This window comes from Cellvibrio sp. ARAG 10.3 (assembly GCF_051846955.1).
In the GTDB taxonomy this organism is placed as follows: domain Bacteria; phylum Pseudomonadota; class Gammaproteobacteria; order Pseudomonadales; family Cellvibrionaceae; genus Cellvibrio.
Genome location: NZ_JBPYCU010000047.1, coordinates 1 through 2,974 on the forward strand (window position 1 = coordinate 1; position 2,974 = coordinate 2,974).

Here is a 2,974-nt window from a genome sequence, read left to right on the forward strand (position 1 = left end):
TTGTGACTACCTGACGGCTTAACCGTGAGAAACCATCGTAAAAATATTCTTCGGTAAAGCCATTACCGGTGCGTGAATTGAGTTGTCCTTGCTGGCGGGTATCCCACAACCAGCTGTACGCCGTGGTGTTTCCATTGGGCAATCTGTCCAGGCGACTGATTTGTCGACCCAATTGGTCGTAGTCCACAAACCAGAATTTAAACGAATTAACACCCGTCAGGATTTGGGAAAAACAACATCTCACAGCGGAAAAGCCGTTGATGTTTTCGGCATAGGACGGTGCATTGACGGAAATTTATTTTTCACCGTCTTGAAGAAATTCGCGGCGTAAGACACAACAACTTGTAACGCAATCCTTGTCCGGCGTTTTTATCACGCCGAAAACGAAAAAAACGGATTTTCTTGCAATCAATACGCACTGACCGCAAGAAAATCGGCGCTATTTTTTTACTTTGTGAAAGAGCAATACCGGTTTTCAGCTGGGAATTTGTGAAAAACCGGCTTGAAATTTCAACCTAAATTTAACGGATACTCGAACAGCGCATGCCAAACAATTATCGATCCCAATCAATCATGTCAGGAAAAAATTCAGAAACCTCAACTACATTTCCAGCAGGATCTTTACAAACAAAATAATTCATGTGAGGGAAAGATGTAAAATCCTTTAGAAAAAATACATTTTCAGACTTCATTTGACGAAAAATTTTTTCACAATCAGATTTATTAATATTAATAGAGAACTTAAACCCTTCCTCAGCATTTTCTATGCTAGAGATTAAAACAATCCTAAAACCAACATTGTCTCCAATCTGCAACAATGCAACTCTTTTTCCATCTGGCAAATTCTTTTCATGCAGTAAATTGAATTTTAAAAACTCAGAATAAAAATATAAGGTTTCATTAAACAAGGCTGTATTTAAAGTAATAGAAATTAAATCATCTGGATAATTAATCATTCTTTAAGTCTCACTCCATAATGGTAGGGGTATTGTCTAGCATTTATTTCTGCAATTTCAGCACTATAAAACGCGCTCGGAACAGATCGCCCATCTCGGCCGAGGTCATAAATAATATACCCATTATCCATTTTTTCATTTATCCAACCAATATTATATGCAAGAGTCTTTTTCAACAGTTCAGCTGATGGGTTTAAAGATGGATCAAGTAAGCTGGCAGGCAATCTAAAATACTCTGCGTTAATTGACTTCGCAAATGCGGTAACTCTTAGTTGTCCTTCACCAATCACAACTATGTTTGGCTTTGACCTTTCTCTAATTCCATTTCCTGTTAAAGTTCCATCACCCATTTTTGTAGGAGTTAACGCTAAGGCAAGTAATGTCCAAGGGTTTCCTACACGCACGCCCCCCAATAATCCCTTTATTGAGCTGCCAGCATCTTTTGCCCCAGCAAGCACTCCAACGCCAACCGCCACACTTGCTGCTACTTCTTTAGTTGAATCGTTAAACGCCTTGGCATCAATGCTCATCTTATAAGTTTCACCATTCTCCGAATAAATAAGCTCTGTAACTCCTTGCCCAACTAACGAATTCACAAATGCCTGTGCATCTATCGCACTAAACATCATTTGATTATTGCTATTTGTTGCCGCAGCGGCAAAATGTGCCAGTTGTTGATCGCGTCTGCTACCCTCAACAAGCACCTCACTTATCGCTTGCTGAAATCGATGATTAAAATCCTGTTGGAAGGGGCTCTTTCCACTTTTATTGTTAAGGTAGCCGCTAGGGTCGGTATAGCTCAACGGATTATTAAACGTGTAACTGTACCGATTGAAACTCTGCGTGTTGTAGGGCGATTGGATAAACAAATCTGCACTCAGGAATCTACCCAGGTTCGGATCATAAATCCGCCCGCCCATATGAATCAGGTTATGGTTATCCAACTGGTCATGTCCTGTATAACCATTGGTGGTGATGGCGTTGTAGGTGATGAGTTCTGTTGACGTGAGTGGTCCCGGTTTCCAATCCGCCTTCTGGCGCTCACCCCAGGTGCTGAAACTCATGCGGCTGACAAATTGCCCGAGGGCATTGGTAATAGCTTCGGTAGAACCTAAGTGATCGCCGTGCAGGTATTGTGTATCGTTGGCTGTTTGTGTGCCATTGACGAGAGTGCGGGTATTAAGAATGACACCATCCACATAACTCTTCTGTGTAGTGGTTGTGCCGCTTGTGGTGACTTCATAAACTCCGCCTGCCAGCTTGTACGTGGTAACGCCACCACTGACCTGCTTGTACAACTCGTGATCCGGTCCGTAGAAGAAATCCGTGGTGGTGCTTCCTGCAATACGGGTGGGTTTGTTGAACACATCGTAGGTGAGCGTTTCACTGCCACGTACGATCATGTTGCCGTAGCGATCGTAGCTGTAGTTGATGCCACCCGCCGAGGTCACAGCATGGATACCCGCATTGCGCACGCGGTCGTAGGCGAGTGTGCCCACATCGTTATTCACGCTGCTGCCGGTGAGGGTATCGGTGCGGTTGACGAGATTGCCGAGGCCACCGGTATCGTATTGGTAGGTTTGCGTCCTACCGAAGAGTCCGCTCGTGGTTGAGTGCGTCAAGCGGTTGAGTTTGTCGTAGGCAAAATTCTCGGTGATGGTTTCCTGCACGGCGCCGCTGTTATTGATGCGCGCGGTGGTGCGTGAATATAAATTGCCGAGACTGTCGAAGGTGTAACTCAGGTTCTGGATATCGCCGTATAAATTGGTGACCTGGTTGGCGCCACTCAGGCGACCGGATTTGATGCTGCTCAGGTAGCCACTGGTGTTATCAAACTCGGTCTGGGTGACAACCCCATTACCCCATAACTGGCGATTGAAATTCCCACGTGTGTCGATGGCATTGCCAAGAGTCCAGAGTACTTTGGGTGAGGCGCTATTGGTGACGTCGGTGGTTTTGGTTTGGTAACCAGCGGCATGATACTCACGCTGGATTTTAAAACCGTTGGGATAAGTCGT

General features: G+C 44.8%; 3 protein-coding genes. All 3 read right to left on the reverse strand.

Annotated elements, in window-relative coordinates; genetic code table 11:
- A partial coding sequence (locus ACSV5M_RS21585; protein WP_439178917.1) for a hypothetical protein occupies positions 1–244 on the reverse strand: 244 nt, incomplete at its 3' end.
- 310 nt (positions 245–554) lie between these two features.
- A complete protein-coding gene (locus tag ACSV5M_RS21590; RefSeq protein WP_439178918.1) occupies positions 555–956 on the reverse strand; it encodes a VOC family protein in 402 nt (133 codons plus the stop codon).
- Positions 953–2,974, reverse strand: a 2,022-nt coding sequence (locus ACSV5M_RS21595; protein WP_439178919.1) for an RHS repeat domain-containing protein, incomplete at its 5' end; no start/stop codon positions are given. The genes ACSV5M_RS21595 and ACSV5M_RS21590, both read right to left, overlap by 4 nt.